Annotated in this window: 28 protein-coding genes and 1 tRNA gene; 7 read left to right on the forward strand and 22 right to left on the reverse strand. The window is 47.6% G+C overall.

Annotation, left to right across the window (positions count from 1 at the left end; translation table 11 throughout):
- Window positions 1–17: 17 nt before the first annotated feature.
- The 6 genes from AC6B99_RS18580 to AC6B99_RS18605 form a co-directional block, all read right to left on the reverse strand.
- The gene (locus tag AC6B99_RS18580) at window positions 18–1,166 is read right to left on the reverse strand and encodes a monovalent cation:proton antiporter-2 (CPA2) family protein (RefSeq protein ID WP_494861455.1); all 1,149 of its coding nucleotides are present in this window, start codon (window positions 1,164–1,166) and stop codon (window positions 18–20) included.
- 186 nt (window positions 1,167–1,352) lie between these two features.
- Window positions 1,353–1,697 (reverse strand): MmcQ/YjbR family DNA-binding protein, encoded by a 345-nt coding sequence (locus AC6B99_RS18585; protein WP_496663962.1) that lies wholly within the window; start codon window positions 1,695–1,697, stop codon window positions 1,353–1,355.
- Between the two features lie 115 nt (window positions 1,698–1,812).
- Window positions 1,813–2,991, reverse strand: a complete 1,179-nt coding sequence (locus tag AC6B99_RS18590) for an NAD(P)/FAD-dependent oxidoreductase (protein ID WP_056036107.1) — start codon at window positions 2,989–2,991, stop codon at window positions 1,813–1,815.
- Window positions 2,992–3,022: 31 nt separating this feature from the next.
- Window positions 3,023–3,451 carry a DUF1641 domain-containing protein gene (locus AC6B99_RS18595; protein ID WP_056036104.1) on the reverse strand — a complete coding sequence of 143 codons (429 nt, stop codon included), beginning with the start codon at window positions 3,449–3,451 and terminating at the stop codon, window positions 3,023–3,025.
- A 349-nt stretch (window positions 3,452–3,800) separates the two neighbouring features.
- The gene (locus tag AC6B99_RS18600; protein WP_056036102.1) at window positions 3,801–4,967 is read right to left on the reverse strand and encodes an AI-2E family transporter; all 1,167 of its coding nucleotides are present in this window, start codon (window positions 4,965–4,967) and stop codon (window positions 3,801–3,803) included.
- A 31-nt stretch (window positions 4,968–4,998) separates the two neighbouring features.
- Window positions 4,999–5,991 carry a substrate-binding domain-containing protein gene (locus tag AC6B99_RS18605; RefSeq protein WP_494861461.1) on the reverse strand — a complete coding sequence of 331 codons (993 nt, stop codon included), beginning with the start codon at window positions 5,989–5,991 and terminating at the stop codon, window positions 4,999–5,001.
- 183 nt (window positions 5,992–6,174) lie between these two features.
- Here AC6B99_RS18605 and modA point away from each other — a divergent pair, with 183 nt between their 5' ends.
- Both modA and modB read left to right on the forward strand, forming a co-directional pair.
- On the forward strand, window positions 6,175–7,053 hold the full coding sequence (gene modA, locus AC6B99_RS18610; protein ID WP_494861463.1) for a molybdate ABC transporter substrate-binding protein: 879 nt from the start codon (window positions 6,175–6,177) through the stop codon (window positions 7,051–7,053).
- Window positions 7,050–7,724, forward strand: coding sequence for a molybdate ABC transporter permease subunit (gene modB / locus AC6B99_RS18615; RefSeq protein WP_496663963.1), 675 nt, complete (start codon window positions 7,050–7,052; stop codon window positions 7,722–7,724). Before modA ends, modB begins: the two co-directional genes overlap by 4 nt.
- Window positions 7,725–7,815: 91 nt before the next feature.
- On the opposite strand, the gene AC6B99_RS18620 is transcribed toward modB, so the two are convergent.
- Both AC6B99_RS18620 and AC6B99_RS18625 read right to left on the reverse strand, forming a co-directional pair.
- Window positions 7,816–8,109, reverse strand: coding sequence for a metal-sensing transcriptional repressor (locus AC6B99_RS18620; RefSeq protein ID WP_496663964.1), 294 nt, complete (start codon window positions 8,107–8,109; stop codon window positions 7,816–7,818).
- A 13-nt stretch (window positions 8,110–8,122) separates the two neighbouring features.
- A complete protein-coding gene (locus AC6B99_RS18625) occupies window positions 8,123–9,487 on the reverse strand; it encodes an MATE family efflux transporter (RefSeq protein WP_494861469.1) in 1,365 nt (454 codons plus the stop codon).
- Between the two features lie 177 nt (window positions 9,488–9,664).
- Here AC6B99_RS18625 and AC6B99_RS18630 point away from each other — a divergent pair, with 177 nt between their 5' ends.
- Window positions 9,665–9,943, forward strand: a complete 279-nt coding sequence (locus tag AC6B99_RS18630) for an ArsR/SmtB family transcription factor (protein WP_056036077.1) — start codon at window positions 9,665–9,667, stop codon at window positions 9,941–9,943.
- Window positions 9,944–10,010: 67 nt separating this feature from the next.
- Entirely contained in the window at window positions 10,011–11,198 is a 1,188-nt protein-coding gene (locus AC6B99_RS18635) for an MFS transporter (protein ID WP_494883272.1), read from the forward strand.
- 245 nt (window positions 11,199–11,443) lie between these two features.
- Here AC6B99_RS18635 and rpsR read toward each other — a convergent pair whose 3' ends face one another.
- The 3 genes from rpsR to rpsF are packed head-to-tail and all read right to left on the reverse strand — an operon-like array spanning window position 11,444 to window position 12,624.
- Window positions 11,444–11,728 carry a 30S ribosomal protein S18 gene (rpsR, locus tag AC6B99_RS18640; RefSeq protein ID WP_046234583.1) on the reverse strand — a complete coding sequence of 95 codons (285 nt, stop codon included), beginning with the start codon at window positions 11,726–11,728 and terminating at the stop codon, window positions 11,444–11,446.
- A gap of 18 nt (window positions 11,729–11,746) precedes the next feature.
- The gene (gene ssb, locus AC6B99_RS18645; RefSeq protein WP_496663965.1) at window positions 11,747–12,301 is read right to left on the reverse strand and encodes a single-stranded DNA-binding protein; all 555 of its coding nucleotides are present in this window, start codon (window positions 12,299–12,301) and stop codon (window positions 11,747–11,749) included.
- A 38-nt stretch (window positions 12,302–12,339) separates the two neighbouring features.
- Window positions 12,340–12,624 carry a 30S ribosomal protein S6 gene (rpsF, locus tag AC6B99_RS18650; RefSeq protein WP_046234581.1) on the reverse strand — a complete coding sequence of 95 codons (285 nt, stop codon included), beginning with the start codon at window positions 12,622–12,624 and terminating at the stop codon, window positions 12,340–12,342.
- Between the two features lie 259 nt (window positions 12,625–12,883).
- On the opposite strand from rpsF, the gene AC6B99_RS18655 reads away from it, so the two are divergent.
- Window positions 12,884–13,066, forward strand: a complete 183-nt coding sequence (locus AC6B99_RS18655) for a YjzC family protein (RefSeq protein WP_056036068.1) — start codon at window positions 12,884–12,886, stop codon at window positions 13,064–13,066.
- Between the two features lie 514 nt (window positions 13,067–13,580).
- Entirely contained in the window at window positions 13,581–14,780 is a 1,200-nt protein-coding gene (gene cntE / locus AC6B99_RS18660) for a staphylopine family metallophore export MFS transporter CntE (protein WP_494883249.1), read from the forward strand.
- 123 nt (window positions 14,781–14,903) lie between these two features.
- Here cntE and AC6B99_RS18665 read toward each other — a convergent pair.
- The 5 genes from AC6B99_RS18665 to AC6B99_RS18685 form a co-directional block, all read right to left on the reverse strand.
- A tRNA-Ser gene (locus AC6B99_RS18665) sits at window positions 14,904–14,994 on the reverse strand.
- Window positions 14,995–15,045: 51 nt separating this feature from the next.
- Window positions 15,046–16,965, reverse strand: a complete 1,920-nt coding sequence (asnB, locus tag AC6B99_RS18670) for an asparagine synthase (glutamine-hydrolyzing) (protein WP_496663966.1) — start codon at window positions 16,963–16,965, stop codon at window positions 15,046–15,048.
- A gap of 211 nt (window positions 16,966–17,176) precedes the next feature.
- Complete coding sequence (locus AC6B99_RS18675) at window positions 17,177–17,419, reverse strand: DUF951 family protein (RefSeq protein ID WP_494861487.1); 243 nt, start codon at window positions 17,417–17,419, stop codon at window positions 17,177–17,179.
- Window positions 17,409–18,284 carry a mechanosensitive ion channel domain-containing protein gene (locus AC6B99_RS18680; RefSeq protein WP_494861489.1) on the reverse strand — a complete coding sequence of 292 codons (876 nt, stop codon included), beginning with the start codon at window positions 18,282–18,284 and terminating at the stop codon, window positions 17,409–17,411. The genes AC6B99_RS18675 and AC6B99_RS18680 overlap by 11 nt, the downstream gene beginning before the upstream one ends.
- A gap of 13 nt (window positions 18,285–18,297) precedes the next feature.
- Window positions 18,298–18,537, reverse strand: coding sequence for a putative Se/S carrier-like protein (locus AC6B99_RS18685; protein ID WP_494861491.1), 240 nt, complete (start codon window positions 18,535–18,537; stop codon window positions 18,298–18,300).
- A gap of 116 nt (window positions 18,538–18,653) precedes the next feature.
- On the opposite strand from AC6B99_RS18685, the gene yyaC reads away from it, so the two are divergent.
- On the forward strand, window positions 18,654–19,256 hold the full coding sequence (gene yyaC, locus AC6B99_RS18690; protein ID WP_056036050.1) for a spore protease YyaC: 603 nt from the start codon (window positions 18,654–18,656) through the stop codon (window positions 19,254–19,256).
- Between the two features lie 29 nt (window positions 19,257–19,285).
- On the opposite strand, the gene AC6B99_RS18695 is transcribed toward yyaC, so the two are convergent.
- The 6 genes from AC6B99_RS18695 to rsmG all read right to left on the reverse strand — a co-directional run bounded on the left by AC6B99_RS18695 (window position 19,286) and on the right by rsmG (window position 25,237).
- Window positions 19,286–19,768, reverse strand: coding sequence for a DUF4446 family protein (locus AC6B99_RS18695; protein WP_496663967.1), 483 nt, complete (start codon window positions 19,766–19,768; stop codon window positions 19,286–19,288).
- 27 nt (window positions 19,769–19,795) lie between these two features.
- Window positions 19,796–20,968: an aminotransferase class V-fold PLP-dependent enzyme gene (locus AC6B99_RS18700; protein WP_496663975.1), complete on the reverse strand. Its 1,173-nt coding sequence runs from the start codon at window positions 20,966–20,968 to the stop codon at window positions 19,796–19,798.
- A 108-nt stretch (window positions 20,969–21,076) separates the two neighbouring features.
- The gene (locus AC6B99_RS18705) at window positions 21,077–21,943 is read right to left on the reverse strand and encodes a ParB/RepB/Spo0J family partition protein (protein ID WP_056036041.1); all 867 of its coding nucleotides are present in this window, start codon (window positions 21,941–21,943) and stop codon (window positions 21,077–21,079) included.
- Entirely contained in the window at window positions 21,924–22,697 is a 774-nt protein-coding gene (locus tag AC6B99_RS18710) for a ParA family protein (protein WP_056036038.1), read from the reverse strand. The genes AC6B99_RS18705 and AC6B99_RS18710 overlap by 20 nt, the downstream gene beginning before the upstream one ends.
- A gap of 217 nt (window positions 22,698–22,914) precedes the next feature.
- The gene (gene noc, locus AC6B99_RS18715; RefSeq protein ID WP_056036035.1) at window positions 22,915–23,736 is read right to left on the reverse strand and encodes a nucleoid occlusion protein; all 822 of its coding nucleotides are present in this window, start codon (window positions 23,734–23,736) and stop codon (window positions 22,915–22,917) included.
- Window positions 23,737–24,511: 775 nt separating this feature from the next.
- Complete coding sequence (gene rsmG, locus AC6B99_RS18720; RefSeq protein ID WP_056036029.1) at window positions 24,512–25,237, reverse strand: 16S rRNA (guanine(527)-N(7))-methyltransferase RsmG; 726 nt, start codon at window positions 25,235–25,237, stop codon at window positions 24,512–24,514.
- Window positions 25,238–25,246: the final 9 nt, after the last annotated feature.

Here is a 25,246-nt window from a genome sequence, read left to right on the forward strand (position 1 = left end):
CTTGTCCCTTGCATGAGTTAGTTAGCTGGCTGCTCCCGCTTGAACAGCTGCTTCATGAGCGGCGGGGTGACTAACGTTGTCACCATAATAACGAGTACGACCGGGGTAAAATAAGCCTGCGGCAGCAGCGCCGACTGCAAGCCGGAAGCGGCGATAATGAGCGCTACCTCGCCTCTAGATATCATTCCCGCCCCAATTCCTATGGACGAGCGCATATTGAAGCCTGTGAGTCTTGCTCCGGCTGCGGCGCCGAACAGCTTTGTCAGTATCGCAACAACGGATAACAAAGCGATAAACCCTATTTGCTCGCCGATTCCCGCAAAAGTAACGTTAAGCCCAATGCTGATGAAAAAAACAGGTACAAATAGCGAATAGGCGATCGGCTCGATCTTCGTTTCAACCGTGTGGCGAAGCGGCGTTTGCCCAATCGCAATCCCCGCAGCGAATGCTCCGATAATGCCAGCAACGCCCATAGCGTCTGCGAAATAAGCGAAGCCGAAGCAGATAACCAGCGCAGCGCTTATCGCTGCCTCTGTAACTGGGAAGCGGGCCAGCCGTTTCATGATGAACGGCACCAGCCACCAGCTCGCGGCAATAATAACAGCAAAGAACAGCACTTTTTTCCCTAGCAGCAGGGGTATCGATACATCTCCTCCTGATCCAAGCAAGCTCATGACAACAGCCAGCAAAACAACGACCACCACGTCATCTACAACCGCCGCTCCTAGTATCGTCGTGCCTTCCCTGGAGCTCAGCTTGTTCATTTCCTTCAACGTTTGCACCGATATGCTGACCGAGGTGGCGGAGAGCAGCAGCCCCAGAAAGATCGCCTGCGCGGAGGACAAGCCGAACAAGACAGCAGCCCCATATCCTCCGGCGAATGGCAAAATAATGCCCCCTAGCGCCACTGAAAATGACGCTTTCCAGTCTTTACGCAGCTGCTCCAGATCCGTCTCAAGCCCTGCGATAAACATGAGCAGCAGCACGCCGATTTCTGAGAAATGAGCCAGCCAGTCGCTATTGTCTACCCACCCAAGCAAGGCGGGACCAACGACTATACCTGCAAGCAGCTTTCCGAGTACAGCAGGCTGGCCAGCCTTGACGGAAAGTGCCCCTGCTATTTTGGACACCGCGATAATTAGCATTAACGTTAAAATAAATTCCATTTTATTTCCCTCCTTATTTGCAGCAAAAAAATAAAAAAAGAGCCCGCATATATACGGGCTCTTTACAAGCAGACAGAGAAATCCCGTTGTTGACAGACTCCTCCGAAAAACTTCTTTTTATTCAATTAAACGCTCAATACTTTTATTATACCTAAAATGAGCCTCGAAAACCATACTTTCCGCCCATTAACTGCCGCTCAAGCTCTCGCGTACCGCCTTCGGAAGCGACTTTACAACCAGCTCATAGGAGTGGGTGATCATGCTCTCGACCTCGTCTTGCCCCAGGCTGCCGTCCAGCAGCACCGTATTCCAGTGCTTCTTGTTCATATGGTAGCCAGGGATGACCGCCGCATGCTGCTCGCGTAAATTTTCAGCAATGATAGGGTCGCATTTGAGCGATATCGATTTCCGGTCGTCAGAAATCAAGGCAAACATCTTCCCTTCTACTTTCATAACCAGCGCTTCCGGCCCGAAAGGATAATCTTCATAAGCGCCCTTCTTGCCCAGGCAATATTTAATATAATGCTCCATAGCCGTGTCCCCTTTTCTCCTTATCGTACCATCTTCGAGGGAACAAAATAAAGTCCTCGCCCAAACAGCTGCTGCCGTTTAAACGAGGACTTATTATGGTTATTAATGAATTAAATTAGTAAACGAGCGAGAACAAGCCGTTAACATGCGACAGGTAACGAACGTTACTTGCTTCTTTCATCAGGGAAGCTGTAGTGCCTCTCAGACGAAGCTGGCTTGCGCCAACGGTTCCGATTGCATCTTTGCGGCCAAGGCTCGCAAGAACGCCGGAGTTAACGAATGTAAACGATTTTTGTGGCAAGCCTTTGGATTGCGCGAACAGGTTGTAGCCGATTGCTTCGCCCATTTGCCATGCGATTTGTGCACTTGGCGGATATGGACGGCCGTCTGGGCTAAATACAACTGCGTTGTCGCCAGCCAGGTAAACTTCAGGGTGCGAAGTCGATTGCAGGAACTCATTGACTGTAGCGCGGCCACGGTTTACTTCAATACCGCAGTTTGCTACGACAGGGTTGCCTGTAACGCCGCCAGTCCATACGAATGTGTTAGCCACAAGCGTTTGACCGTCTTTCAAAATAACTTGGTTGCCTTTTACTTCTGTAACCGCAATACCCATCAGCAGTTGAACGCCGCGTTTTTCAAGGCTTGCTTTCGCACGGTCAACAAGCTCCACAGGGAAACCAGCCAGAATCGACGGGCCTGCTTCAACATTGTATACCGATACTTCGCTGATGTTAACGCCGTACTGCTCACACCATTTTGGCAGCATGTCGGCAATTTCACCGATCAGCTCAATACCAGTCAGGCCGCCGCCGCCAACAACGATCGTTGCGTCAGCTTTGTCTTTGGATTTTGCATACGCAGCAAGGCGCTCTTGAATGTGCGCGCTCACGCGGTTTGCTTCCTCAACCGATTTCAGCGTCAGGCTGTTCTCTTCAAGGCCTGGGATGCCGAAAAATGCTGTTTCGCCACCAAGAGCGATAACAAGCGTATCGTAGGAAGTTTTTGCACCGCTGGAAAGGTGAACTTGCTTCTGGTCCGGATCAATTTTGTCGACTGTGTCGATAACCAAATTGATGGATTTATCTTTGAACAGCTTCGTCAGCGGCAAAGCAACGTTGTTCTCATGAACGCCGCCAACGGCCAGACGATGCAATTCCGTTACGATTTGGTGCGATGGAATACGGTTAACAACGGTAATGCTTGCTTCCTCGGGGGACATATATTTGCGAGTTGTCAATGCGCTCAGCAAACCGCCATAACCGCCACCCAAAATCAAAATATGCTTAGACATACTGATCCTCCGTTCTCATTCTGATCCGATCTTAACGCTGTTTGTTGCGCTCTGCCAATACATCCAAGAACGATTGCGCGAAACGCAATGTTTGTTGGACCTGAGGATCTTTCAGCATTTTGAGAATGCCGAACAGACCGATTGTCGTAGGCTCTGCATGTGCACGATCATTAGCTTCTACAGCAGCCGATGCAATGCCTTTTGCTTTGTCCGTAATTGGCTTAACGAATTCTTCGATACCATGCTTCATGTCGCCCATAAGCACTTGGTCATTCGCTACAGTTGTTGCCACATCATAAGCTTTGGTCATCAAAGTAACCATTTCAGCAAGCTTAGGCAAGCTTTCTACCAGCTGATTCAGCGAGCTTTGGATTTCCGGTTTAAGCAATTGCTCCAGAACGTCCAGTTCACTACGTACAGATCCCGTCTGTACTTCTTGCTCTGTTAATGTTTCCGACATACGAAAAATGCCTCCCTTGCGTTGATTGTTGCATGATTAGTTAAACGCCGTTACAACTGCAAGCCGCCTCTGAAAAAAACCTGAAATTGTGAAATGTTTCACAATAAGGATGCATCATTAGAGGGACTTGACCACACTCATGTTCATTTTATTCCTTTGCGACAAAAACTGCAATTACAACTTTTAGTTACTTTTGAAAAGTTCAAACGCAAACGGCATTGCAGCCCCTTGAAGGCACTGCCGTTACGCGTTGAAATAGAGGAAAATGTTATGCAGCCAGATTATACTTCCTTATATTTTAATAAAAAGACTGCTTTTGCAAGCAGCCCTTCGTTTTATAATGCTTATATTATAGCTTAAAATCATTATCCGCATTCACTTCCTCCGCTGCGTAGAGCGGCGAACGGGCCTGCAGCCAGTGGAAGAAATTCGTCGCAATAACTTTCAGCACCGCATAACCTGGAACGGCTAAAATAATGCCCGCCAATCCAAACAAATTTCCAGCGGTCAAAATGACGAAAATAATCGTAATGGGATGAATATGCATGCTTTTCCCCATAATTTGCGGGGAGATAAACTTCCCTTCGATAAGCTGGACAATCGTCCAGATCACAAGCATTTTCAGCAGCATGACGGGTGAGGTTACCATCGCAACAATGAGCGCTGGCGTAATCGCGATAGCTGGGCCCAGATACGGAATGATGGCTGTACATGCGGCAATCAGCGCCAGCACCAGCGAATATTCAAGCCCAATGATCAAATAACCAATATATAGCAGCACCCCAATGCAGAAGCTTACAATAATCTGGCCTCTTATGTAACTGCTGATTTGGCCGTTCATTTCGCCCATAATGCGCTTCGTGTGCGCTCTCATGTTCATTGGCAGTATAGCCGCAATATAATCCGGCAGCCTTTTGCCATCTTTTAATAGGTAGAAAAGAATAAATGGCAGCGTAATGACGGCAAGCACGACATCTTTAAGCGCCCCCACGAATGAACCTAAACTTTGCCATACCCCATTCAGCAGCTCCGTCGCCCGCTTCGTAATATTGCCGCTCAAATCCGAAGGGTTAACATTGAGCCACCGCTCAATATCCCGCAGGTCTCCGCTGTGCATCAGCTCATCAAACTTCGTTCGCAGCTGATCCCCATAGCCCGGCAAATTATCGACCAGACTGACGATCTGTGTAGTTACAAGCGGAATGACCACCGTCAGCAAAATCGTAAGCAGCCCTAAAATAACCGCAAAAATCACAAAGATGGAATAAATACGCGGAGCCTTCTTCGTCTCCAAATAATCTACAATCGGATTCAGCAAATAATAAGCTACACCCGCCAAAATAATCGGCAGCAGCACCGTCTTGAACAATACAGCGAGCGGCGTGAACACGTAGGAGATTTTGCTCATGACAAAAATATTCAGACTAACCAGGAGCAGCACGAGCAAAAATATGACGAATTTATTATTTAAAATAAACTGTACAAACCGTTCTTTTCCTGTTTTAAAATGGTCCATCCGCTGTTCCTTCTTCCTGCTTATGATGTTCTCAGCTTTCTGCAACGATTTCCCCTGTACGGGTCAAGTCATACCCTTCGATGGCTCCCAGTTCCTGCTTGAAGCTTTGCGACCGTAAAATGCGAATGACCGCATTAATGAATAGTTGATTGTCCGGCTTCTTCAGCATAACCAGGTCGTATTGCTCCTGAACGAGTGGTATATAGGTAAGGCGGGAGACGATCGCTGCAGCCCTCTCCGTTCCAATACCCACATCAGCCTCGCCTGACGCAACCTGCGCCGCTACTGCAAGATGGTTCGTCTGCTCCTGGTCATAGCCTAGTATTGAAGCTGCCGGAATACCGTGCAATCGAAGCTGCTCATCCAGCAGCACGCGCGCACCGGCCCCACGCTCCCGATTAATGAGGCGAAGTCCTGGCTTCGCCAAATCGGCCCAGCTTGCCAGCTTTAGCGGATTGCCCTGCTGCACGAACAAGCCTGCGCTCCTCGTCAGCATATGAACAACGATATAAGGTGCCCCAATCAATAGTTTACGAATATAGGGAACGTTATATTCCCCTGTATCGCCATCCAGCAAATGCGTGCTGACGATGTCTGATTCTCCTCTATACATCGATATCAGGCTGTCCATGCTGCCGACATAGGAGCGCAGCGGGCGCAAGCCAGGTCCCTCCCGCTCCATATGCTTGGCCAAAATATCCAGGCTCATATCTTGTCCGGTAATGACGATCGGGCGTCCCCCGCCAGCTGTTGACAAGGCAGCGTTTCGGTCCGATAAATCCAGCGCGTTCGCGTATGGAGACCCTTGCTGCTGGGAAGCCATTGTCTTGCCGGCAGGCGCACTGGCTTGGAGGCCTTTTGCCCGCAGCTTGTACGCTTCCAGATCGGAAGCGTCAATTCGCATCTGCTTGCCTACCCGATAGGAGGGCAGATCTCCTTTTTTAATCAAATCGTATACGGTTAGTTTGGAAATCTTTAGAAGCTTGGCAATTTCTTCAGTTGTATATGAGATGTCAGCGGACATATAGAATCTCCTTAGCCTCGTTCAGCCCAGGTTGAAGGTTGAATTCGGTTATTATTTTCATACCTTTAATTGTAGCATAATCTATTTCAAACCTCCCATCTCACTTTACAGTCGAATTGACACCAGTCTATAATGATGTTTAGTTATAAATAGATATAATAAACTATATTTGGAGGAGAGTTTATGCTTACACCTTTCAAGAAACCTGCTGCACTATTTTTCATGTTGGCTGTGCTGCTTGTATGCGCGGCGTGCGGGGCGAACAATACTGGAACGGCTGCCTTAGACACAAGCGCAAGCAGTCCCAGCGCTGCTGTTGTAGAATCGGCATCTCCGCAGGCGAGCGAGGCTCCTGCACCTGCCGAGAAAGTAGATTTAACGATCTCTGCTGCTGCCAGCTTGACCGATGCCCTTCAAGAACTCAAGCAAGCTTATGAAGCTGCGAATCCATCTATTTCCTTAAACTTCAACTTCGGCGCATCCGGCGCATTGCAGCAGCAAATAGAACAAGGCGCCCCGGCTGACCTGTTCCTCTCTGCTTCTTCCAAAAACCTGAAAGCACTCGTTGAAGGAGGCTTTATTGCGGAAGACCAGCAAATAAAACTTCTGGCTAACGAACTCGTTATTGTAACGGGAGCTGACAGCAAAGTGGAAGTAGCCGCTATTGCCGACCTCAGCCAAGATACCCTTGGCAAAATCGCAATCGGTATTCCAGAGAGCGTGCCTGCTGGCAACTATGCAATGGAAGCTTTGACGAACGCTAAGCTGTGGGACAGCCTGCAATCCAAGCTTGTCCAAGCGAAAGACGTGCGCCAAGTGCTGCAATATGTAGAAACAGGAAATGTAGACGCCGGTTTCGTCTATCGTACAGATGCACTGACTTCCGATAAAGTGACAATCGCTGCTGCTGTTGATCCAGAAACTTATACGCCAATTGTATATCCAATCGGTATTGTGAAAGAAACGAAGCATCAAAGTGAAGCGGAAGCTTTATACGCTTACCTGCAAACCGAAGATGCCATGAACGTATTTACTAAATACGGGTTCTCCGCGGCGAAATGATTGGGGCAGGCATAGATTGGCCCGCATTTTGGACGCCGATCCGGCTTTCTCTACAGGTTGCCTTACTATCGAGTGTCGTAACCCTTTTGCTTGGAGTCCTTATTGCAAGATGGATGTCGAAAGCAACGTTCAAAGGCAAGCTGCTGCTTGAAACATTATTTATGCTGCCGCTTGTACTGCCGCCGACGGTCGTTGGTTTTCTGCTGCTTGTGCTGCTCGGCCGCAGAGGCTGGATGGGCAAGCTGATCGAGTGGGTGTTTCATGCTCCAGTCATTTTCACCTGGTGGGCGGCGGTTATCGCCTCCATAGTCGTTGCCTTCCCCCTCGTCTACCAGACGATGAAGGTTGGCTTCTCAGGAGTAGATCGTAATTTAGAGGATGCGGGCCGCTCTATGGGCGGCAATGAATCGCAGATTTTTCGCTACATTACGCTGCCGCTTGTATGGCCTTCTCTCATCAGCGCTTATATACTCGGCTTCGCCAGAGCGCTCGGCGAGTTCGGGGCAACACTCATGATTGCTGGCAATATTCCGGGTGTTACCCAGACGGTGCCAACCGCGATCTACGTCGCTGTAGACGGTGGCAACATGACGATGGCTTGGGCATGGACGATTGCCATCGTTCTCATTTCCTTCCTTATGCTGGCGCTCACCCGAAGGAAGGCCGAATAACCGTATAGGAAAAAATAAGCATAGAACAAGCCGTGTTTCTCTGCAGCAGAGAAACACGGCTTGTTTTTTTACCTTTTGCAGCAAGCTTTATCTAGCGTATAAAATGCTCCAGCGCCTTATTCAAATCCTCCAGCGTTTTCTTCTCCCCATGGTGAATGGCATCCACCACACAGCTTTCCAGATGATCCTTCAGCAGCAGCTTGGCCGCATTATCGAGCGCCTTGCGCACCGCTGCAATCTGCAGCAAAATATCAGAGCAGTCACGCCCGTCAGCCGTCATTTCCTTCACGGATCGAACATGCCCCTCAATACGGGCCAATCGATTAATAATTTGTTTGCGATGCTTATGCTCATGCATATGCGTGTGTGTATGATCCTGCTCCAATGCACATCCCCCTCTACTCGACTTGAACGATCGTCTGTTTCGCATTCATCCGAGACTTGAAGCGCTGCATCAAATAAATGGAGCGCATCAGTTGATCAATCGCGCTGACCAGCCAGACACCTGCGATGCCCATCTGAAAATGCAAGCACAGCACATAAATGCCGAGCACTCGTATTCCCCATATACCAATGATTGTACTATACATTGGACTCTTCGTGTCGCCTGCCCCTTGAAGAGCGCCTGCAAGGACTAGACTCATCGCCAGAAACGGCTGGGCAAATGCATCAATGCCGAGCGCAGTGCGGACCATTTCAACGATGACGGTCTCGCCCGTAAACCAGCTTGCCGCTATACCTGATCCAAGCCAGAAAACGATGCCGATTATGGTCATGAACACTACGGCTATCCACGCCGTCAGCAGCCCATATTCATAGCTATCCCGCGTTCGCCCCGCCCCCAGTTGCTGGCCAACCAGCGTTGTAGCTGCTACTGCCAAGCCATAACCCGGCAGATAAGACAGGGCAATCACATTGCCTGCTATTAAATGCGCAGCGTATACTTCGGTACTTATTCGAATGACGAGGCCCAAATAAAACATTTGTCCGACACGCATAATCAACCGTTCTGCCGCAGCCGGTAATGATAAATTTAATAGCGGGTATGTGTAGCTCTGCACAGATTGTTTTTTCAATAGGGAAAAAGAAAGCTTAGATTGCTGTATGTATTTGTACAACACCACAGTTCCAATGACGCGGACTATGGACGTCGCCCAGCCTGCTCCGGCAATTCCCCAGCCTTCCCAGCCGCCAATGCCGAATATGAGTACATAATCCAACACGATATGAATGAGATTGACCCATATGCCAACAATCATCGGCGCTCTTGTATTGCCCGCAGAACGCAAAATGCTTCCGAAGATCGCCATAAGCGATATAAACAAGGAAGGCACCGCAACAATTTGAAAATAAATAACCCCCTGTGCCAGAACATCTGGAGCTGCCCCCATTAAACGCAAAATGGACTCCGCAAAAAATAAGCTTACAATGCCTAATGCTAAGCCTGTAAACGCCGATATCCATGTCGACTGCCTGGCTATGGCCGTAGCCTTAGTGAAATCCCCGGCGCCTACTGCTCTGGCTATTAGTGAAGAGGTGCCAATTCCTAAAGCTGTAAATAGCGCAATATAGACCGCTATAACCGTGTTGCCCACCCCAACGGCAGCTACTTCATTCAGACCGATTCTAGAAACAAATAATGTATCGATAAATCCAACTATCGTGAGCAAAAAGTTCTCAATCATTGTCGGCACAGCAAGCGCTAATATGATTTTTATTTTTTGCCGCCGTGTTGTCATTCCGGCCTGTTGAGCTTCCAGCATGGCATCCCAGCCCCCTGATCCTTTAAGCTTAATCCCCTCATTATATCCCCCCATGGGGGATATAACAAAGAAAATCTCATCTCAGCATATCCTGAAATTAAAGCTTTACTAATCAGGGGCCAGTATGTTAGCCTTATTTCTACAGATATAGAAATAGCAATGGAGGAGGGACTACGCATGGAGGAGCAGGAAGCCATTCAAGCAGCCGTTAAAGTTTATAAAGCGCTCGGAGAACCGACCCGCTTCAAAATCGCCCAACTGCTTGCCAAGCAGCCTGATCAGTGCTGCAGCACGCTTGGACAGCAATTAGAAATGGTTGCAAGCTCTACGCTTTCCCATCATTTGAAGCAGCTATCAGAATGCGGCCTGTTAAAAATGCGCAAGGAAGGCACGTTTATTTACTACAGCCCGGATATGGACGTTATACAGAAATACGCTCCTTATTTGCTGGCATAATTTTTTTAGTTTATATTTCTATATTTTTAGAAATATAGAAATATAAGTGGAGAGGACTATCATCATGCTGTCGAACACATTGAAAATTTATTTGCTTGCCTTAATTAGTTTTTTGGTTGGAACATCGGAGTATGTCATTGCTGGGATATTGGATAAAATTTCGGAGGATATTGGCGTATCGGTCAGTGCCGCCGGCCAGCTCATTACCTTTTTCTCGCTTACTTACGCGCTTGGCACACCTATTCTGATGGCCCTGACGGGACGGATTGAACGGCGCAAGCTGCTGCTTTACGCGATGTTTGTCTTTGTGCTTGGCAACTTGCTTGCCATTGCTCTGCCAGGCTTCGGCTTGTTCATCGCTGCGCGCATCATTATGGCGCTTGGAGCAGGCGTCGTCGTCGTAACCTCACTAACGCTTGCTGCAAAAATGGCCGCTCCCGGCAAACAGGCCAGCGCAATCGCCACCGTCGTCACCGGGTTTACTGCCGCGCTAATCATCGGAATTCCGATCGGCCGTATGGTAGCCGCATCTTATGACTGGAAAAGCGTCTTCGGTGGCATTGGCGTGCTCGGACTGCTTGCCATCATTATGATTGTCTTTGCCATTCCGCGATACGATGGCGAGCCTTCTGTACCGCTGCGCGAGCAGCTAGCCTTGCTTAAGACACCAAAAATTGCTGCTGCTTTAGGCGTCACTTTTCTATGGATAGTCGGCTACTCGATTCCTTATACGTATATATCGCCCTACCTCCTGCAAGTGACCGCTATGAGCGAAAATACACTAAGCATCGCCTTATTCGGATTTGGGGTAGCCAGCCTGATCGGCTCCAAGCTAGGCGGCTACAGCACAGACAAATGGGGCGTGAAGCGTACATTAATGGGTGGCATGCTTGTTCATGCCGCTGCCCTGCTGCTCATTTCCTTCAGTGCCAGCTCCTCGGCTATTGTTTTCCCGCTGCTTATGCTATGGTCATTTGCTGCTTGGTCATCCGGGCCTACACAGCAATACAATTTGCTGACGCTTGCGCCAAGCGCATCGAGCATTATGCTGAGCCTGAACACTTCCGTGCTGCAGCTCGCTATGGCAGTTGGGGCAAGCGCAGGCGGACTAATCGTCGCCAAAGTCTCCTTGCCTAGCATTACGTGGATTGGCGCATCCGGCGTCTTGCTCGCTGTGATTCTGATTGTCCTTTCACGCAAGCTGACCAGCAACCGCGAGCCAGCAACCGTTCCTAGTGTCGCTCCACAGGCTTGAAATGACATGAATTGACTTGCAATGATTAGTAATGTATTTGCAAAGTTCTCTTCATCTTGCTTTAATAAACAACCTCTATACTAGTACTCAACCCCCCTTTTAATTAATATAAATGTTTAGACCCACGCTGTGGGTCTATTTTTTTGCCGTTTTTCAGCTTGCCTGCCTGAATCAGCCATCGTAAATAAGCATAAAAAAAGCCTGCCGAGACGAATCTCAGGCAGACTTCTTTCGAATAGAAAAATCTATTCTGTAGTGTACGGCAGCAATGCTACTTGGCGCGAACGTTTGATCGCGATAGTCAGCAGGCGTTGGTACTTTGCGCTTGTTCCAGTTACACGACGTGGCAAGATTTTGCCGCGCTCGCTGATAAACTTTTTAAGCAGGTCCGTGTCTTTATAATCAACTTTAGTGATTTTGTTCACGGTGAAGAAGCAAACTTTACGGCGTTTGTTACGTCCGCCTTTGCGGCCGCCGAATTTGCGTTCTGGACGCTCTCCGTCTCCGCCTTCTCTTGGCTTAAAGCTCATTCGAATCCATCCTTTCAATTAAAATGGCAAATCATCCTCAGATATATCGATCGGTCGACCATCATCCGAGAACGGATCACGGTTGTCGTTACGTGAGTTGTTACTGGAGCGGCCGCTATTGTTATTGCTGTTGTTGTTGTTGCTGTTATAGCCGCCTCCGCCTCCTCCACCGTTACCGTAGGAAGAACCGCCTCCGAAAGAACCGCTTCCGCCGCTCATACCACCGCTATCTTCACGCGCTCCGCCCGCATCCTTGTTGGATTCCAAGAAACGGACGTTGTCAGCGATTACTTCCGTCACATAGACGCGCTTGCCTTCGTTGTTCTCGTAGTTCCGAACCTGAATACGACCTTCAACCGCTGTTAAGCGGCCTTTACGCAAGTAGTTGGCGCATGTCTCGGCTAGCTGACGCCACGTGACTACCGGAATGAAATCCGCTTCACGCTCGCCCTGACCGCTCGTAAACGGACGGTCAACTGCTATTGTAAATTGCGCTACTGCAACGCCAGCAGGCGTGTAACGCAATTCAGGGTCTCTCGTCAATCTACCAATAAGTATTACACGATTCAACATCGTCTCTGACCTCCCAATCGATCAATCCTTGGCTTCAACTAAGCTACGTCTCTGACGACCAAGAAGCGGATAACTTCATCCGTAATCTTCAGGATACGGTCAAGTTCGTTAACGACTTCCGTAGTTCCGTTGAAATGAACCAGAACGTAGTATCCCTCACGAATCTTGTTGATCTCATACGCAAGACGGCGTTTACCGCTAACATCTTGTTTCGTAACTTCTCCACCATTGGAGATGATGCCATTAAATTTCTCAACGACAGCTTGAAGAGCTTCTTGCTCAACATCAGGACGAACAATGTACATCACTTCGTATTTGCGCATTATGTTTCACCTCCTTTTGGACTAACGGCCCCATAAATGGAGCAAGGAGCGAGGTTCTTACTCGCATCCTCTAACTATACCAAATATATAGCCCAAAAACAAGCTTCTATTTCCTCCCGTTATCTGGTGTTCATGAACGCCCGCCCCCCGGCTCATATTAAGGTAGCGGGCAGCTGAACTCATACTGCTTGCAGGCTTATGCCATTACGGCATAACTGCTTAAGTGGCAATCTACATCATATACAGGAGGTAATTTAAGATGGGCGAAGGAACGTTGTTTTCCGCTGGTGATAAGGCGCCGAATGATGGCACGTACATCGAGGATGGCGTCAATTCCTTTCACCAAGGCATTCAAAATCCGCAGAAGGTGAAACTGAGCAAAGGCCAGCGCTTCCCGGACAACACGAACCATGAACGCAAATGGAAGCGAATGGGCCACTAATATTTCAAAACGCATGTATAGCTTTCGCCCAGCGTGGGCATTCTAATTTATGACGGTGTGAAGAGAGGTGTGGTTCCGTTGGACTTTTTAGTGCAAGGGCTGCTACAAGAGGAATTTGTCCACTGAGCTTTAGAAGCGGAGGGTTGTGCCAAAGACAATGTCCGTAACACACGCACACTTGTCCATCTCCAAAAGTAAAGCGGTATATGCCGCCTGCCAAAAGAATGGACAGGTCAGTTAACGAATACGCAGCAGCGGAAACGTTGGTACTGATTGAACAGTGATTGCTCCCATGTTTCTGTTGCAAAGTAGTGTGAAAATGTACTCAATCGATCAAACACCGTCAGGAGAAGGAGCTCGCAAGAGCTCCTTTTTTGCATGCTTATTTTTTTCATTATAAAATGCTCGTTCCATGGTAAAGTAATCAGAGTATGTCGTATGAAATTGAGGGTTTGGAATTTAGGGTTTGGATTATAATTCACAGCAATTGATTTGCACAAAGGTGGGTATTATCTTGCATTCTGTAACGACGAAGCAGCATCCTTCCTCTGCTTCCTTTATTCGCTTGTATGTTTTGGCCTTTTTCTTTTTCGCCGCCAATTCTGCTTTAACGATTATTTTGCCGCTCCGAAGCGAGGCGGTGGGCATGAATCAGGCGGAGATTGGTTTAATTATGGGGGCCTATATGTTTACCTGCATGCTCCTCAGACCCTTTGCTGCACAGCTCATTGGACGTTATGGGCCGCTTTCCGTTATGAAATGGCTGCTTTGCGCCCATGCTGTCCTCCTTCTCCTTTATACCGTTAGCGGAACGGAGCAATACATATGGCTTAGAGCTCTACAGGGAGCTATAACGGCTTTTTTCTCCATGACGATGCAGGTGGGGATCGTGGAATCGTTGGAAAATAAAGATCGCGCCCAGGGGCTGTCCATGTACACGTTATTTACAATGGTCCCGTCACTCGTTATTCCGATCGCCGCTTTACAAATATGGCAAAGCAGCAGCGAGCTGCTATTCGCCCTGCTGATGATCGTACTGGCTGCCGTTCCTCTGCTCATTTTCTATCGTACGGCGCTTCCGAAACGGACCTTGCAGGATAAAACCTATACGCTCCGCGATATGGCTGTATCACTCGGTACGATTTGGAAAAGCCCGCCCATGCTCATTAGCAGCATCGTTATGCTGCTGGCCTCCTGCGTGTTTGGAGCCACTGCTACCTTTCTTCCGCTATTTATGCTTGCCGCTGGCTCAGGGGATGCAGGCATATATTTAACGATACAGGGCCTGGTCGTCATCACCTGCCGCTTTGTTTTGCGCAAAAAAATCCCGTCCAATGGCAGCTGGAATACGTGGCTCATGGCCGGGCTGCTGTTGTCTGCTGCGCTTGGGAGCCAGTTGTTAGCCATGCTGGACATCGTAGGCGCATTTGTATATGTGTCAGCCGTATGTAATGGCTTTGCCGTGGCGCTGCTCTATCCGACGCTGACGACCTATCTCTCTTTTATTTTGCCAGAGAAAAGCCGCTATGTGCTGATGGCGATTTTTTTATCGTCCTACGATCTTGGTTTTTCCCTTGGCGGATTCGCAATGGGCATTCTACTGCAAAGCAGCTCCTACCCTGCCATGTTTACGTGCTGTACCCTATTGTCAGTTACAGCGGCGCTTATTATTATCCTGTCCAAAAGAACGATGGAAGCGAAGCCAGCCCCTTAAGGAGCTGGCTTCATTCAAGTCAAGCACAACCAAAAAAGCCGATTCCCGTTTCAACCAGGAATCAGCCTTTTCATATCAACTCTATAGTATTACAATCGCCGTTACAGCGCATATGTGCGAGAATGGCGGAGAAGGTGGGATTCGAACCCACGCACGCTTTGACACGCCTAGCTGATTTCGAGTCAGCCCCCTTGGGCCTCTTGGGTACCTCTCCGCATATAAGAAGATCTTATCATATTTGCCGCCCCGATGCAACTAAAACCTCTTATATTTTTATGCCGCTTGCATGCAGCCGATTCGTCCCTATTTGCATTTGCTGCGTGCGAGCTTGCCCATAGCGATATTCGCCAATAAAGGTGGAATGCCACACTGCGAAAATATATAGTGCCCATAGCTTCCGCGAGTAATCGCCCTTGCCTTCCCGGTGCTGCATCAGCATGAGACGCGCAGCATGGACATCAAACCATTGCGGCACAACGCTAATTTGCTCCAGCATTTGATCCCCGAACTTACCATGCAGCCACTTGCGCAGCGGGATCGGAAACCCGAGCTTAGGCCGCTGCAATAACGGCTCTGGAAGAATGCCTCGCATCGCTTCCCTCAGCACGTATTTGGTCGTGCCATTTGCCAGCTTGTATTCGGCTGGAATTTTGCGGGCCACCTCAAACACCTCTTTATCGAGAAAAGGAACGCGCAGCTCCAGCGAATGCGCCATGCTCATTTTATCCGCCTTCATCAAAATATCACCCGGCAGCCAAAAGTTCATATCAATCAGCTGCATACGAGTCAGATCATCCAGATGGCGGCTGTTATAATAAACGTCGCTTGTTAATGAAGCCGAAGGCAGCATCGCCTCCAAACGCTCGGAGCCAAGCAGCGCGATTTGTCGTTTGTCTGATTCATTGAACAGCTTAGCATTTCCATAAAAACGCTGTTCAATCGGCGAGAACCCCCGCAGCAAATAGTTTTTCCCGCGAAAAGCGAGCGGAACCCGCTCCACCATGCGATGCAGCCGCGACTTCATGCCGTTTGGCAGCCATGATACAGGGCGCAACGAGCGCGGCTCGCCATAGATGCCATAGCCGCCGAACAGCTCATCCGCTCCCTCCCCTGACATCACGACCGTTACCTGCTTCCCGGCCAGCTGAGATAAGCTGTATAACGCAATGGCTGACGGATCAGCAACGGGCTCGTCCAAATGCCATACTGCCTTCTGCGTATTTGCAAAAAATTGCTCAGGCGTGATTTCCTCCTCATCATGCATGGAGCCAATCGCCTTTGCCGCTGCCCGGGCATACTCATTTTCATTACCCTCTCCTGCAAAGCCTACCGAGAACGTTTTCGTTAACTGCTCCTGCATCGATAACGCCGCAATCGCTGACGAGTCAATTCCGCCTGATAAAAAGCTGCCGAGCGGCACATCCCCTTGGCGATGCAGCTTCACCGAATCGCGCAGCACGGCTCTGATTTCCTCGATAAACGTGCCTATCGGCCGCTGTTCGGGTTCAAAAGCAGGCTCCCAATATCGCCGCTTAGTTACCCTGCCCTCCCGATCGACAAGCATAAAATGTCCCGGCTCCAGCTTCTGAACCCCTTCAAACATCGTCTGCGGCTGAGGGACGTACTGAAAGGTCAAATAGTGCATCATACTGGCATAATCCACTTGCGGCACTTGCCCGCTTACAGCCAGGAGCCCTTTTAATTCCGATGAAAAAAGAAACTGGTGCCCCTCCTGCGCATAATAAAACGGCTTTATCCCAAAATGGTCCCGCGCAGCAAACAGCCGTTGCTCCGCCCGATCCCAAATGGCAAAGCTGAACATGCCTCTCAAATGGTGCACGCAGTCTATACCATATTCCTCATAGAGATGCACGATGATCTCTGAATCACTTCGATTGCGAAACTGATGGCCTTTGCTCTGCAGCATGAGTCTCAGCTCTTTATAATTGTATATTTCTCCATTAAAAATAAGCCAAACCTGTCCATTTTCATTGGTCATCGGTTGGGCGCCATCTTCAATATCTACAATAGAAAGCCTGTTAAAGCCTAATCCAGCTCTATCCATAAGCTGTATGCCGGATTGGTTAGGACCTCGATGTCCCATCTGCTCCATCATGCTGCTGATCTCCCTATCCGTTGGATCACTTCCATGGCCATATCGGATGATTCCGGAAATTCCACACATCGGCTTCTTTCCTCCACTCTCCTGATCGGTAATATATAGTATTTCTAATGTCAAAACATACTATACGGAGCAAAAGTATCCGAAAGACGCCCACCTTGTTTCCAAGCTGTAAACAATGAAAGTGCCAAAAAACAACAAAAAAACCTCCATCGCTCTTAACGATAAGGCTGGAGGTCATTCATTCCCTTTATCATTCATTCCGTAAACGATCTTAAATAGGGTCCGGCTCAGTCTGGGCCGGCGCTTGCCCGCCATCAGCAGAAGCGGTGGAACGCAGCACCTTTTTCATATTTTTCTCAAATTTAGCCCGCGGTATTAATACACTGTGCTTGCAGCCTACGCATTTAATGCGAATATCCATGCCCATTCGAATCACTTCCATTTCATTCGAACCGCAAGGATGCTGTTTTTTCATCTGGACGACATCGCCAAGCTCAAATTGCTTACGCTCCATTTCTTTCTCCGCTCCTCTCATCACGATGATAGGTAACCATGCGTGGATACGGCGTATCCATACCGTTCTCAACCAGCGCTTTCTTCACCTGCAAATTAATTTTTCTGGCCAGCGCATGCTGCGTATTAGGCAAGCATTCCGCTATAATACGAATTTTCACTTCCGTTGCGCCCATTAGCTGAATGCCGAGCACCTCCGGCGGCTTCGCAAGATTTTCATCTTCCAGCTTATCGACCGTCGCTTGAATTATGCTCGTTGCCCGATCTACATCTTCCTCATAACCGATCGAAACGTCCACGACGGCTACAGAATTTCGCAAGGAGAAGTTCGTCACCTCATTAATCATGCCGTTCGGAATGATGAAAATCTCCCCTGTCCAGCTCAGCAGCCTGGTCGTCCGCAATCCAATAACCTCGACCGTCCCTTTGAACTGTCCAGCCTGAATGACATCCCCTACTGCAAACTGATCCTCCAAAATAATAAAGAATCCCGTAATAATGTCCTTCACCAGGCTTTGCGCGCCAAACCCAATAGCCAAACCGACGATTCCGGCACCTGCCAGCAGCGGCCCCAGCTGAATGCCCAGCTCCGACATCAACAGCATGCCGCCAATTAGATAGCAGGCGTACATGACGATATTTTTGAGCAGCCGTCCTACCGTGACCATCCTTCTAGTCTGCATCGGCAATCGACTCGTTTGTTTATTTGATAATATACGATCAATCGATTTGTTGACAATCCATATAAGCAAATGCGTAATAACAATAATGAGCGCTATGCGAATCGCAGATTCACCGAAACGCTGCCATGTCTCTATATTCGTCAACCACTCCATGAAGTTTTTGTACATGTTTAGTGTTTTCAAGAGCTATTTCCTCCTACAGATTCACTTGTTCATATCCCGAACGAATAGGTTTAAAAATCCCTCTTATTTCAACCTTCTCGGACACAATGACCTGCTGCACTGTCTCCAAATCATCCTCTGGAAAATGAATGGACAAGGCGCAGCCCGCCGTAATCTCTTTAGGGGTCGGACAAATATCTATTTCAATTTCTGCATATTCGAGCAGCATTTCCGCTCGCAACGCCTGCTGTGTGGAATCAAAAGCAATCAACATAAGCCACTTTTCTCCTCTCCCTCTTTTTACGCAACGTAATCAGTGGGTTTATGACGTATAAAATGGTTGTCCTATCCATATACTAGATAACATATTAGCTATAACGGAGGGATTCTATGAAACTTTCTTTTTTGAAAGAAGTGCCGTTGAAAGTTCCGCATACCGATACCAACGCCATGACGTTAATCGTAAACCGCCTCTCCCTTATGCTCAACGAGCTTGCAGGCGCCAGACCGCTCATCATTGTATGCGTGGGCACTGACCGTTCAACGGGCGATTCGCTTGGCCCCATTATCGGAACCTCTCTCGCAAAATACAACAGCCCTTACTTTACTTTATACGGCACGCTGGAAGAGCCGGTTCACGCGATGAACTTGACCGATACACTGGCACTTATCCATCAAAACCATCACAATCCATTCATCATTGGCATCGATGCTTGTTTAGGACAAGTTTCCAGCATCGGCTCTGTTCATATCGGGACGGGTCCGGTACGCCCTGGCGCCGGCGTTAATAAGGAGCTCCCGCCTGTCGGTGATATGCACATAACCGGTATTGTGAATGTGGGCGGTTTTATGGAATATTTCGTGCTGCAAAATACTCGTCTGCATCTTGTCATTAAGATGGCCGACCTTATTGCTTTCAGCCTTTTCTCCGCTATAATGGGCAGCAATCGTGTTATGCTTCAGGCTAGGGAACAAGCTGCATCAGCCGAATGATCCAGTCTCCAGCTTTTGGCTCATCCTTTTTATTTCGCTTTAGCAATTGCCTGCAGCTCTTCCGGTGTTAACGGATACGTTGATTGTCCGGCCTCTAATGGCTTGGCATACACATATGCACTATCCCTGCTATGAATACTCGACACGACGACTCCGTCTTGCGCCGCATTTACAATCGCGATGGAGAAGCTAAGGTCGCTTCCTTGCTCCGAGAATGCATTATAGCGAATAACACCCAAGCGTCCCTTCTCCTCAAGCTGGCGCCGTTCCAGTTGTTCCAGCTTCGCCTCTACTACTCTCGAATGCCTGGCATGCTCTGCTATTTCCTGCTTCAACCCAATAACGACTTCTTCAATGTTCGTAATACCCGTATCACCCATAACCTCTACGTACTGCTTGCGTAATTTTTCAAGCCTTCTTCCAAGCCTTATGACCCAAATTAAAATAATAAAAAGCAGCACTACCAGCAATGCCAACAAACCGTATAAAGGGTTGTTCATCCAATCATTCATGTAAACCTTTCCGCCCCCAGAAATAAATCAAATTTTATATTGCGCACGTATTTCACGCACCGCATCAACGAGCGCACTCACTTCCGCTTCCGTTGTAAAATAACCCACACTCGCTCTAACCGCTCCTGTAGCCATCGTACCCGCACTGGCATGGGCAAGCGGCGTACAATGAAAGCCCGCACGTACAGCGATTTGATAATGCTGGTCCAAAATAAAAGACATCTCCGAAGGATCAACGCCATCCGCTACAAAAGAAACCATGCCGGTCCGCTGCTCCCCAAGCCTCGGTCCAAGCAGCCTGATTCCTTCTACCGTGGATAACCCCTCCATCATCTGCTGTGTAAGTGTCCATTCCTTAGTATGGATTTTATGAACCGTCTCATTCAGAACATATTCTACGCCTGCCTTCAAACCTGCCAGGCCGGGTGTGTTTTGCGTCCCTGCTTCATATCGATCCGGACGCACATAAGGCTGCTCAGTTGCCTCAGATTGACTTCCAGTTCCTCCATGCAGCATTGGGACAAGGTCTAGCTCCGGATGGATGTACAAGCCCCCTGTGCCCTGTGGGCCGAGCAACCCTTTATGTCCAGGGAAAGCCAGCATATCAATTCCCATTGCTTCAACATCAATTTCCAAAATCCCCGCACTTTGAGCCGCATCCACTAGCAGCTTTACACCTCTTTGGCGGGTTAGCTCGCCAATCTCAGCTAAAGGAACAATGGTTCCGAGCAGGTTTGAGCTATGACTTACGATAACAAGCGTCGTCTGTGGCATAAGCGCATCTCGCACTTGATCTACCGTTATGTTCCCCTGTTCATCTGCCTCAACATAGGTAACCTTTATCCCGAGCGACTGCTTTAGAAATTCTAACGGCCGTCTTACGGAATTATGCTCAATCCCAGTAGCAACTACATGATCGCCTTCTTTTATATACCCTTTTATCGCCATATTCAAAGCGCCTGTTGTATTCCCTGCAAAGGCAATATCATTAGGGTTTCTCACCTTAAACAACTTAGCTAGCTGCTTTCGTGTATCAAACAACACACGACTAGCACGCACAGCCATGCGATGACTGCCTCTCCCCGGGTTAGCCGCGTCATGCATCATAGCATGCTGCACCGCTTCAATAACCGAGTTAGGCTTCGGCCATGATGTTGCAGCATGATCTAAATAAATGATTTCCTCACCATTAGCCTTCATCATTCATCCACTCCCACCATCACTTACGTGTCTTCTCATAACAATAGCATACCTTAGTTTAATCTTCAGGATCAAAGATTACACCTCGGGTATGCTATCTTATCAAGACTACGCCATGTATTGAAGCATCTCCAGAAGCCGTTCCAAGTCCTGTTTATTATAATATTGAAGCTCAATTTTACCTTTATCCTTTTGCTGCTTAATTTTCACCGTTGTTTTGAATCGTTCTCTGAGCGACTCCTCTAAACTTTCAATATAAGGATCACGTTTTTTCGCTTTGCTTTTCGCTTGTTTGCCATCATTGCTGTCCTCATCCTTAAGTGACTCAAGCTTTTGAATCGCTTCCTCAAGCTCACGTACGCTCCAGCCTTGATTGATAATGAGTTCAGCCAGTTCCAGCTGCACCTTTAAATCTTTAATGCCTGCAAGAGCCCGAGCATGTCCCATGGAAATTGTTCCACGTGAAACATTATCTTTAATCGACTCTGGCAATGCCAGCAATCTTACAAAGTTAGCAATATGCGATCTGGACTTGCCTACTTTCATAGAAAGCTCTTCTTGAGTTAATTTGAACTTGTCCATGAGGTTCTGGTATGCTATCGCCACTTCTATCGCATTCAGGTCTTCACGCTGCAAATTTTCAATCAGCGCAATTTCCATAACTTGTTGATCCGAGAAAGATCTTACAACTGCCGGAACGGTCGTATTGCCGCAAAGCTGCGAAGCTCTGAAGCGACGTTCACCCGCAATAATCTCATAGCCCTTCATTACAGTACGAACAATAATCGGCTGAATGACACCATGCTGCTTAATCGATTCGGCCAATTCTTTTATCGACTGCTCATCAAATGTTTTTCGTGGTTGGTAAGGGTTCGGCCGCAATTGTGTAATTGCAACTTCAATGACTTTATCATCATCGTTTACCGAAAGCGATGGAATAAGCGCATCCAGACCTCTACCTAGCCGCTTGCTCATACGTAATCACTTCCTTCGCCAGTTCAAGATATACTTCTGCACCCTTCGATTTTGGATCATACGTAATGATCGCTTGTCCATGAGAAGGCGCTTCACTTAAACGCACATTACGTGGAATAATCGTCTGGTATACTTTCTGTTGAAAATATTTCTTCACTTCTTCAATAACCTGAATGCCCAGATTCGTTCTGGCATCAAGCATCGTAAGTAATACACCTTCAATTTGCAGCGTCGTGTTTAAATGCTTTTGCACCAATCTTACCGTATTCAGCAATTGGCTCAAGCCCTCCAGGGCATAATATTCACATTGAATAGGAATGATGACCGAATCAGCAGCAGTCAAGGAATTAATCGTTAATAAACCCAATGATGGCGGGCAATCGATTAAAATGTAATCAAACTGATCCTTTAATAAATGCAGCGCTTTCTTTAAACGAACTTCTCTGGAAATAGTTGGAACTAATTCAATCTCCGCCCCAGCAAGTTGAATGGTAGCAGGGATAATTTTCAAGCCGGGAATTTTCGTATCAGCCAACGCTTCGTGTGGGTCGATATCATTAACAAGCACATCATAAATACAGCTTTCAACATCTGCCTTATTAATACCTACTCCGCTAGTCGTATTGCCTTGCGGATCAATATCAACAAGCAGTACCCGTCTGCCAAGCGTCGCGAGACAAGCACCCAAATTAACTGATGTCGTCGTCTTGCCGACGCCACCCTTCTGATTCGCTATTGCTATAATTTTAGACAAGTCTTTCACCTCTATACTCTGTGTAAAAGCTATTAACAAAGAAGCAATACAAGCGGTAACCGTCCAGTAGCGGGACATCGCCTAGTAGTAATATTAGCATAAATGGATTCGCCGCCCTCAGCAAGCAGCGAGGACGGCAGCAGTTAAATCTATTATCGCATTTAATAGTATCTACATGCAAATGAGGATTTGCGAGCCCCTTTAACGAATCATACGCTTAACGTTTAGGAATGTGAATCACAATTTCATAATGGTCCTCGTGATCCTTCTCATTTGTCTTAATTTGCAAGCCTGAGCCTGACACCATCTCGATAGACTGTCTAATCGTATTAAGAGCAAGCCGAACATCTTTCGTAAAAGATACCCGCTTCGCTTTTTTGGCTTTAACCGTTTCATTCAGGAAAGCAATCCGAATTTCCGTTTGCTTTACATTGAGTTCTTTGGAAATAATCTCTTCCAGCACTTGAAGCTGAAGCTCTTCAGTAGGCAGAGCCAGCAATGCCCGTGCATGACGCTCGGTAATTTTACGCTCCATTAACGCACTTTTAACTACCTCATTAAGTGCCAGCAATCTTAGTTTGTTGGCAATCGTTGATTGGCTCTTGCCCAATCGCTGCGCCAAGCTTTCCTGCGTCAATTGATGCAGCTCAATCAGCTTCTGATAAGCAACAGCCTCTTCAATAGCCGTTAGATTTTCCCGCTGCAAATTTTCAATTAATGCGATTGATGCCGTCTGCGAGTCATTAAACTCACGAATAATGCCTGGTATCGTATCATAACCAAGCTTCGTCACAGCACGCCATCGGCGTTCTCCCGCAATAATTTCATAGCGGTTGTTCCGCATCCGCACGACGATAGGCTGAATAATGCCATGCGTCTTAATCGTCTGGCATAACTCATCAATTCGTTCATCATCAAATATCGACCTCGGTTGAAATGGACTCGTGTCGATTTCATTAACCGGAATTTGTTTAACCTCTTCATTATTGTTGCTGCGTTGGTCATTCAAACCAAACAAACGAGAAAGTTGTTCTTTCATTTATCCACTACCACCCGATCAAGAAACGGCCCCATCAGCAGAGCCAGCTTCAAAGATGTGCTGCCAAATAACAGTCTTGCTTGTATTCTGTTCCACTTCAATCGAGACAATCGGAAAATTTACAGACGGCTACAAATGATTTTGAATGCAAGGTGAAACGGCTGTCTCCTTCCTTGGCGGAGCGGCGCGTTTCAATCCGAGAAATATAGAGATAGGATAACCAAATTATATACTTTCCTATATTTCAAGCGTAAACGGCTGTCGTTGTCCTCTGACGGCAAAGCTGCCGTTTCAAGGGTAAAAATATAAGCTGATTATAAGGGTGAACCTTATAAATTCTTATCCTTTTAAAGGAAAACAATCCATCTGCCCCACTAACGATTTAAGACTTGCGCCTTGAAACAGCTAGCAGATGTTATGTGCCTTGCTTATCTATGCTAACGAATAAGGTGAAACGGCTGTCTCCAACCTTTGGCGGCGCGGTGCGTTTCATTCTAGAAAATATAAGCAGCATATAGCAAAACCTTATGCCTGCTCCTATTTCAAAAAATGTGTGCTGCTCTGCAAAAATACAGCGCATCCTGCTAATTTGTTCTCTCTATTATTTCTACTTGCGCCTAAGTATTTCCTGCTTGACAGCCTTGAATGCCAAATAAAAATACAAGCAGAAATTTGGAAATAGTAAGCAATGTTTCACGTGAAACATCCTAAACTTACCATTTCCATTTATCTGCCTCAATCTTAAAATCTATAAATTGGATCCTTTAAATCTTCTTTATAAAATAGGTTGTTTTAGCGGTGTTCCCGCCTTACGGGGATATTTGCGCGGAGTGGCTTCACGTTTCTCAATCAGCACAATATGCCGTTCGGATTGTTCAAATGGTAAAGTGAAGCTGTGCTCGGAACGAACAGCAGCTTTCAGCTCCTTCAAGCTGGTCCCCGCTTCCCGAACCTCTTCCTCACTTTGCGAACCTTTCATCGCTGCGAACAGACCGCCCTTGCGTACAAATGGCAAGCAAAACTCATTCAGTACATTCAGCCTGGCAACCGCTCTTGCTGTTACCAAGTCGTATGCATCGCGATGGCCTTGCAGTCTGCCGATATCTTCGGCACGGCCATGAACACAGCTGACATCGTCAGCAATACCCAGCTGCTCTGCTAAAGCATTAAGAAACTGGATACGTTTATTCAAGGAATCAACAATCACAATTTTCAAATGCGGGAAGCAAATTTTAAGCGGAATGCTCGGAAAGCCTGCACCGGACCCGATATCCGCTATTTTGCTGACTGCTTCCATATCGATAAAAAAAGAAAGGGAAACCGAATCATAAAAATGCTTTTCATATACGGCTTCACGCTCTGTTATACCGGTCAAATTCATACGTTCATTCCATTCGACCAATAAGCGATAATACGTATCGAACTGATCGAGCTGATGCTGGGATAAGGCTATTCCCCGCTCCTGCATCAGCTTTGGAAACCACTCTATCGTCTGTTCCATCGTTTGTTC

Source organism: Paenibacillus liaoningensis, assembly GCF_059609455.1.

Excerpts from the sequence above, each read along its gene's own strand:
- AC6B99_RS18580 (WP_494861455.1), bottom strand. The coding sequence starts at position 1,166 with ATGGAATTTATTTTAACGTTAATGCTAATTATCGCGGTGTCCAAAATA.
- AC6B99_RS18585 (WP_496663962.1), bottom strand. The coding sequence starts at position 1,697 with ATGGAGCATTATATTAAATATTGCCTGGGCAAGAAGGGCGCTTATGAA.
- AC6B99_RS18590 (WP_056036107.1), bottom strand. The coding sequence starts at position 2,991 with ATGTCTAAGCATATTTTGATTTTGGGTGGCGGTTATGGCGGTTTGCTG.
- AC6B99_RS18595 (WP_056036104.1), bottom strand. The coding sequence starts at position 3,451 with ATGTCGGAAACATTAACAGAGCAAGAAGTACAGACGGGATCTGTACGT.
- AC6B99_RS18600 (WP_056036102.1), bottom strand. The coding sequence starts at position 4,967 with ATGGACCATTTTAAAACAGGAAAAGAACGGTTTGTACAGTTTATTTTA.
- AC6B99_RS18605 (WP_494861461.1), bottom strand. The coding sequence starts at position 5,991 with ATGTCCGCTGACATCTCATATACAACTGAAGAAATTGCCAAGCTTCTA.
- modA (WP_494861463.1), top strand. The coding sequence starts at position 6,175 with ATGCTTACACCTTTCAAGAAACCTGCTGCACTATTTTTCATGTTGGCT.
- modB (WP_496663963.1), top strand. The coding sequence starts at position 7,050 with ATGATTGGGGCAGGCATAGATTGGCCCGCATTTTGGACGCCGATCCGG.
- AC6B99_RS18625 (WP_494861469.1), bottom strand. The coding sequence starts at position 9,487 with ATGCTGGAAGCTCAACAGGCCGGAATGACAACACGGCGGCAAAAAATA.
- AC6B99_RS18630 (WP_056036077.1), top strand. The coding sequence starts at position 9,665 with ATGGAGGAGCAGGAAGCCATTCAAGCAGCCGTTAAAGTTTATAAAGCG.
- rpsR (WP_046234583.1), bottom strand. The coding sequence starts at position 11,728 with ATGAGCTTTAAGCCAAGAGAAGGCGGAGACGGAGAGCGTCCAGAACGC.
- ssb (WP_496663965.1), bottom strand. The coding sequence starts at position 12,301 with ATGTTGAATCGTGTAATACTTATTGGTAGATTGACGAGAGACCCTGAA.
- rpsF (WP_046234581.1), bottom strand. The coding sequence starts at position 12,624 with ATGCGCAAATACGAAGTGATGTACATTGTTCGTCCTGATGTTGAGCAA.
- AC6B99_RS18655 (WP_056036068.1), top strand. The coding sequence starts at position 12,884 with ATGGGCGAAGGAACGTTGTTTTCCGCTGGTGATAAGGCGCCGAATGAT.
- asnB (WP_496663966.1), bottom strand. The coding sequence starts at position 16,965 with ATGTGTGGAATTTCCGGAATCATCCGATATGGCCATGGAAGTGATCCA.
- AC6B99_RS18675 (WP_494861487.1), bottom strand. The coding sequence starts at position 17,419 with ATGGAGCGTAAGCAATTTGAGCTTGGCGATGTCGTCCAGATGAAAAAA.
- AC6B99_RS18685 (WP_494861491.1), bottom strand. The coding sequence starts at position 18,537 with ATGTTGATTGCTTTTGATTCCACACAGCAGGCGTTGCGAGCGGAAATG.
- yyaC (WP_056036050.1), top strand. The coding sequence starts at position 18,654 with ATGAAACTTTCTTTTTTGAAAGAAGTGCCGTTGAAAGTTCCGCATACC.
- AC6B99_RS18695 (WP_496663967.1), bottom strand. The coding sequence starts at position 19,768 with ATGAATGATTGGATGAACAACCCTTTATACGGTTTGTTGGCATTGCTG.
- AC6B99_RS18700 (WP_496663975.1), bottom strand. The coding sequence starts at position 20,968 with ATGAAGGCTAATGGTGAGGAAATCATTTATTTAGATCATGCTGCAACA.
- AC6B99_RS18705 (WP_056036041.1), bottom strand. The coding sequence starts at position 21,943 with ATGAGCAAGCGGCTAGGTAGAGGTCTGGATGCGCTTATTCCATCGCTT.
- noc (WP_056036035.1), bottom strand. The coding sequence starts at position 23,736 with ATGAAAGAACAACTTTCTCGTTTGTTTGGTTTGAATGACCAACGCAGC.
- rsmG (WP_056036029.1), bottom strand. The coding sequence starts at position 25,237 with ATGGAACAGACGATAGAGTGGTTTCCAAAGCTGATGCAGGAGCGGGGA.